General features: G+C 61.4%; 6 protein-coding genes. All 6 read left to right on the top strand.

Going from position 1 to position 6543, the window contains the following annotated elements:
* Positions 1-1101 (top strand): citrate synthase (gene gltA, locus AC1D1X_RS12585; RefSeq protein ID WP_477698379.1); only part of this gene is annotated, 1101 nt, incomplete at its 5' end.
* Positions 1102-1400: 299 nt separating this feature from the next.
* Positions 1401-2378: a LysR family transcriptional regulator gene (locus AC1D1X_RS12580; RefSeq protein WP_477671351.1), complete on the top strand. Its 978-nt coding sequence runs from the start codon at positions 1401-1403 to the stop codon at positions 2376-2378.
* A gap of 46 nt (positions 2379-2424) precedes the next feature.
* Positions 2425-3846, top strand: a complete 1422-nt coding sequence (leuC, locus tag AC1D1X_RS12575) for a 3-isopropylmalate dehydratase large subunit (protein WP_477698378.1) — start codon at positions 2425-2427, stop codon at positions 3844-3846.
* 129 nt (positions 3847-3975) lie between these two features.
* Complete coding sequence (gene leuD / locus AC1D1X_RS12570; protein WP_477657140.1) at positions 3976-4626, top strand: 3-isopropylmalate dehydratase small subunit; 651 nt, start codon at positions 3976-3978, stop codon at positions 4624-4626.
* Positions 4627-4640: 14 nt separating this feature from the next.
* Positions 4641-5177 (top strand): hypothetical protein, encoded by a 537-nt coding sequence (locus tag AC1D1X_RS12565; RefSeq protein ID WP_477671349.1) that lies wholly within the window; start codon positions 4641-4643, stop codon positions 5175-5177.
* Positions 5178-5181: 4 nt separating this feature from the next.
* A complete protein-coding gene (leuB, locus tag AC1D1X_RS12560) occupies positions 5182-6252 on the top strand; it encodes a 3-isopropylmalate dehydrogenase (RefSeq protein WP_477671348.1) in 1071 nt (356 codons plus the stop codon).
* Positions 6253-6543: the final 291 nt, after the last annotated feature.

Genomic DNA, 6543 nt, shown 5'->3' with positions numbered 1-6543 from the left:
TTGCTGTACCGCGGCTACCCCATCGAGCAGCTGGCCACCAACTGCGACTACATGGAAACCTGCAACCTGTTGCTGTACGGCGAGTTGCCGAATGTCGAGCAGAAGAAAGATTTCGTCAGCCGCGTGACCAACCACACCATGGTMAACGAGCAGATGCAGTTTTTCCTGCGCGGCTTCCGCCGTGACGCGCACCCGATGGCCATCATGACCGGCCTGGTCGGCGCCCTGTCGGCCTTCTACCATGACAGCACCGACATCACCAATCCCGAGCACCGCGACATCTCTGCCATCCGCCTGATCGCCAAGATGCCGACGCTGGTCGCCATGGCTTACAAGTACACCGTGGGCCAGCCCTACATGTACCCCAAGAACAACCTGAGCTACGCCGGCAACTTCCTGCACATGATGTTCGCCACGCCGTGCGAAGAGTACAAGGTCAACCCCGTGCTTGAACGCGCGCTGGACCGCATCTTCATCCTGCATGCAGACCACGAGCAAAACGCTTCGACCTCCACCGTGCGCCTGTGCGGCTCGTCCGGCACCAACCCGTTTGCAGCGATTGCCGCTGGCGTGGCTTGCCTCTGGGGCCCGGCACACGGCGGCGCCAACGAAGCGGCACTCAACATGCTGGGCGACATCCAGAAAGCCGGCGGCATCGAGAAAATCGGTGACTTCATCAAGCAGGTCAAGGACAAGAACTCCGGCGTCAAGCTGATGGGTTTTGGCCACCGCGTCTACAAGAACTACGACCCGCGCGCCAAGCTGATGCAGGAAACCTGCAAGGAAGTGCTCAAGGAAATGGGCCTGGAAAACGATCCGCTGTTCAAGCTCGCCATGGCGCTGGAAAAAATCGCCCTGGAAGACGAATACTTCGTGTCGCGCAAGCTCTACCCCAATGTCGACTTCTACTCCGGCATTGTGCAGCGCGCCATCGGCATCCCGGTGCCACTGTTCACGGCCATCTTCGCGCTGGCCCGTACCGTCGGCTGGATCGCCCAGCTCAATGAAATGATCGGCGACCCCGAGTACAAGATCGGCCGTCCACGCCAGTTGTTCACCGGCTCCACGACACGTCAGGTGTTGCCGCTGGCCAAGCGCTAAGCTGCCAACGCGTTGACATAAAGCCCGCCCTTGGCAACATCGGCGGGCTTTTTCATGCCCCAAAGCCCTGCGGCGCATCTCAAGGTTCCGCAGGCCCCGCGGCTGTCTGCTACGTTTTTGATAGCTGCTTGCGCCCGTCGTTATTGGGCTAGAGCCTTAAAAAATCAAAAATTTTGGTGGCCCAGGCTGAAAACGCCTATTGGCAAGCAGGGCATCGTGCATTGCGATGACAAAACACCAATCATGGTAGCAAAATAGCGTTTCACCATCGTCTAACACGATGACGTCACGCCCACGCCATGAAAAGCTCCGAACGCAACTTTGCCCGCCGCATTGATCTGACCTCGCTTCAGCTCTTTGTGGCTGTGTGCGAGCTCGGCAGCATCGGCAAGGCGGCCGAGCGCGAATTCATTGCCGCCTCAGCCGTGAGCAAACGCCTCTCCGACCTCGAAATCACGCTGGACACGCCGCTGCTGTACCGCCACACCCGCGGTGTTGACCTGACGCCCGCCGGCGAAAGCCTGCTCCACCATGCGCGCTCGGTGCTGTTCAGCCTCGAGAAAATGCAGAGCGAGCTCAGCGAATACGCCGACGGCGTGCGCGGCCATGTGCGCGTGCACGCCAGCATCTCGGCCATCGTGCAGTTTTTGCCGGAAGACCTGGGCGCCTTCACCCGCGAGCATTCGGGCATCAAGATCGACCTGGAAGAGCATCTGAGCACCGAGGTGGTCCGCGCGGTGCAGGAAGGCGCGGCCGATCTGGGCATCTGCAATACTGCCGACGGCGCGGGTGACCTGCAGGTACTGCCCTACCGCACCGATAAATTGGTATTGATTGTGCCCAGGGGCCACGCCCTGTGTACGCAAGGCGCTATCAAATTTGAAGCAGCACTGGACTACGACCAGGTCGGACTGCACTCCAACAGTTCGATTTACCTGGCCATGCGCGAAGCGGCCGCCCGACTGGGCCGCACCATCAAGCTGCGCATCCATGTCACCGGCCTGGACGCAATGTGTCGCATGATCCACAACGGCCTGGGCGTCGGCGTGATGCCGCAGCGCGCCTTTGAACTCATGCACGGCGTCGGTGAGCTCGAGTCCCTTCCCCTGCTCGACGCCTGGGCCGAGCGCCAGATCCAGCTGGTAGCGCGTGACTTTTCCACCCTGCCCCTGACGGCGCGGCTGCTGGTGGAACACCTCACACAGCCCGCCGCACCACACACCAACGCGGCCCAAGCTGCCAAAACCGCAGCCATGGCTGCGAGTGCAGCGGCCTAAAATCACCCCCACGACAGACGATAACGAGAGATCACGAAGGAAACCCATGGGACGCACCCTCTACGACAAAATCTGGGACGAGCACGTCGTTCATACCGAAGACGACGGCACGGCCATCCTCTACATCGACCGCCACCTGGTGMACGAAGTCACCAGCCCGCAGGCCTTTGAAGGCCTGCGCGAGGCCGGCCGCAAGGTCTGGCGCATCAGCTCCATCGTCGCCACGGCCGACCACAACACGCCGACCACCGGCTGGGAGTTGGGCTACGACGGCATCACCGACCTGGTGAGCAAGGAACAGATCACCACGCTGGACAGCAACATCAAGGAATTCGGCGCGGCCGCCTTCTTCCCCTTCCTCTCCAAACGCCAGGGCATCGTGCATGTCATCGGCCCCGAAAGCGGCGCCACGCTGCCCGGCATGACGGTCGTCTGCGRCGACTCGCACACCTCCACCCACGGCGCTTTCGGCGCGCTGGCACATGGCATCGGCACCAGCGAAGTCGAGCACGTGATGGCGACGCAAACCCTGCTGGCCAAAAAAGCCAAGAACATGCTCGTGAAGGTCGAAGGCAAGCTGGCCCCAGGCTTGACGGGCAAGGACATCGTGCTCGCCATCATCGGCAAGATCGGCACGGCTGGCGGCACGGGTTACACGATTGAATTTGCCGGCTCGGCGATTCGTGCGCTCAGCATGGAAGGCCGCATGACGGTCTGCAACATGGCGATTGAAGCCGGCGCGCGCGCTGGCCTGGTGGCGGTAGACCAGAAAACCATTGATTACGTCAAAGGCCGCTTGCTCTCGCCCACCGGCGTCGAATGGGACATGGCCGCCAAATACTGGAACACGCTGCACTCGGATGCCGACGCGAAGTTCGACGCCGTGGTCGAGCTCGACGCCAGCCAGATCCTGCCGCAAGTCACCTGGGGCACTTCGCCCGAAATGGTGCTGTCGATTGACGACCGCGTGCCCGACCCCGACAAGGAAAAAGACGCCAACAAGCGCGATGCCATCGAACGCGCGTTGAAGTACATGGGCCTGGAGCCCGGCAAGGCGCTGAACGACCTGTACATCGACAAGGTGTTCATCGGTTCCTGCACCAACAGCCGCATCGAGGACATGCGCGAGGCAGCCGCCGTCATCAAGAAGATCGGCCAGAAGGTTGCCAAGAACGTCAAGCTTGCGCTGGTCGTTCCGGGCTCAGGCCTGGTCAAGGAACAGGCCGAGCGCGAAGGGCTGGACAAGATTTTTGTGGCCGCCGGCTTTGAATGGCGTGAGCCTGGCTGCTCGATGTGCCTGGCCATGAACGCCGACCGGCTGGAGCCGGGCGAACGCTGCGCATCCACCAGCAACCGCAATTTTGAAGGCCGACAAGGCGCTGGTGGCCGTACGCACCTGGTGAGCCCGGCGATGGCCGCCGCGGCCGCCGTGCACGGCCACTTTGTTGACATCAGAAAGTTTGTGTGACACCCCTGTCTCGGCTCACTTCGTGTAGCCGGAACCCCCTCAAGGGGGCAACACCTGYGGCCCGGCAAAGCCGGTTCCGCGGTGTTTCTTGGCAAGAAACTATTTCGATAGAGTGAAGGAGAGAATCCCATGCAGAAATTCACCGTACACAAGGGCCTGGTCGCCCCGATGGACCGCGAGAACGTCGACACCGACGCCATCATCCCCAAGCAGTTCCTCAAGTCCATCCGCAAGACAGGCTTTGGCCCCAACCTGTTTGACGAATGGCGCTACCTGGACGCGGGCTTTCCCGGCCAGGACCCGGCCAGCCGCAAGCCCAACCCCGACTTCGTGCTGAACCAGCCACGCTACGCGGGCGCCTCCATCCTGCTGGCGCGCAAGAACTTCGGCTGCGGCTCCTCGCGTGAACACGCGCCCTGGGCGCTGGACCAATATGGCTTTCGCGCGATCATCGCGCCGAGCTACGCCGACATCTTCTTCAACAACAGCTTCAAGAACGGCCTGCTGCCCATTGTGCTGCCCGAGGCGCAGGTGGCGCAGCTGTTCGACGAAGCGCTGGCCTTCCCCGGCTACCAGCTCACGGTCGACCTGGAACGGCAAGTGATCGTCAAGCCGCAGGGCGAGGAGCTGCCTTTCGACGTGCAGGCTTTCCGCAAGTACTGCCTGCTCAACGGCCTGGACGACATTGGCCTGACCTTGCGCCAGAGCGACAAGATCAAGGCCTTTGAAGCCGAGCGCCTGGCAACCAAGCCCTGGCTGAACCACACGGTGGCAGGATGATGGCGCACTCGCGCATGGCAGGACTGGTGGTTGCCCTGCTGACCGGCCTGACGGGCTGCTCGACGATGGAAGCGGTCAATCGCGACCAAACCCAGCTGGCAGCCATCGAAAAGAACGCCCCTGCGAATGCCGCGACGCTTCGGCTGCGCTCCTTCTCGAATGGCACAGCGCGATTTGGTGTGAGCCCACAAAGCGCGTCATGCGAAGGCTTCAAGGATGTAGGTGTGGCTCTGAACACCATAGAAGCCAGCCGGACCTACGCCGGCCGCGAACGCAAAGACATTGTTGAAGTACTTCCGCAAGCTGGCCCGGTGCAGATTCGCGCCTATGCGCAGGAGCAGCATTTTGCGAACAACATAACCTACAAGTCAAAGTGTGGACCGGTAGCTGTCCGCTTCGTCGCCGATCCGCAGAAAAAATACACTGCCGACCTGATCTGGAAAGACAAGCGTTGCACCATCGTGGTCAACGACACTACCAGTTCAACCCCCATCCCTGTGCCGGGCAGCAATTACTTTTGCCCGGCCAGTTTTTCTGAAATCCTGGATTAATCCCATGAAAATCGCAATCCTCCCTGGTGACGGCATCGGCACCGAAATCGTCGCGGAAGCCGTCAAGGTCTTGAAGGCGCTCGACCTGAAGTTTGAAACCGAAAGCGCATTGGTCGGCGGCGCCGCCTATGAGGCCCATGGCCATCCACTGCCCGAAAGTACGCTGAAACTGGCCAAGGAAGCCGATGCCGTGCTGTTCGGCGCTGTGGGTGACTGGAAATATGACACGCTGGATCGTCCGCTGCGCCCCGAGCAAGCCATCCTGGGCCTGCGCAAGAACCTTGGCCTCTTTGCCAACTTCCGCCCCGCCATTTGCTATGCACAGCTGGTGGACGCCTCCAGCCTCAAGCGTGAGCTGGTGTCCGGCCTGGACATCCTGATCATCCGCGAACTGACCGGCGACATCTACTTCGGCCAGCCCCGAGGCCGGCGCGTCTCACCCGACGGGCATTTCCCCGGCTCGGAAGAGGCCTTTGACACGATGCGCTATTCGCGCCCCGAGATCGAACGCATCGCCCACGTGGCCTTCCAGGCCGCCCGCAAGCGTGACAAGCGCGTCACCAGCGTCGACAAGGCCAACGTGCTGGAAACCTTCCAGCTCTGGAAAGACGTGGTCACCGAAGTCGGCAAGCAGTATCCCGACGTCGCGCTGGACCACATGTATGTGGACAACGCCGCCATGCAGCTGGTGAAGGCGCCCAAGAAGTTTGACGTGGTGGTCACCGGCAACATGTTCGGCGACATCCTGAGCGACGCCGCCGCCATGCTGACCGGCTCCATCGGCATGCTGCCTTCGGCCAGCCTGAACGACAAAAACCAGGGCCTGTACGAGCCCAGCCACGGCAGCGCACCCGACATCGCCGGCAAGGGCGTGGCCAATCCGCTGGCCACCATCCTGAGCGCGGCCATGATGCTGCGCTTCAGCCTGAACCAGCCCGAAGCCGCCGCCCGCATCGAAAAAGCCGTGGACGCCGTGTTGAGCCAGGGCCTGCGCACGCCTGACATCTACAGCGAAGGCACGACGAAGGTCGGCACGGTGCAGATGGGTGATGCGGTCGTCAAAGCCTTGGTCTGACGTTTTTTTACCGCAAATCGCCTCAAACCAAGGGCAAAAAACGGATTTGAGGCGGCTGTCAGCCCCGATAAAGCCAAGCCTGGCTACAATTAACACCATGCGCAAAACCCCCGCACTCACCCGCTTTATCGCCGCTTCGCGCGCGATCAGCGCTGCGCCGGTTTTTGCCCAGATCACCAAAACGACCACCATTAAAGGCTAGCAAGCCTGGTTCGTCGTGCCCTGCCGGCTCGATGAGCCGGGCCAAAAAGCCTTATTTTTGACTTTTTGAAGGGCAACACAATGAAACTC

The sequence above is a fragment of the Polaromonas sp. P1_G4 genome (assembly GCF_056405475.1).
The sequence above is the reverse complement of the archived record's forward strand: the minus strand, read 5'-3'. Positions and strand labels throughout refer to the sequence as shown.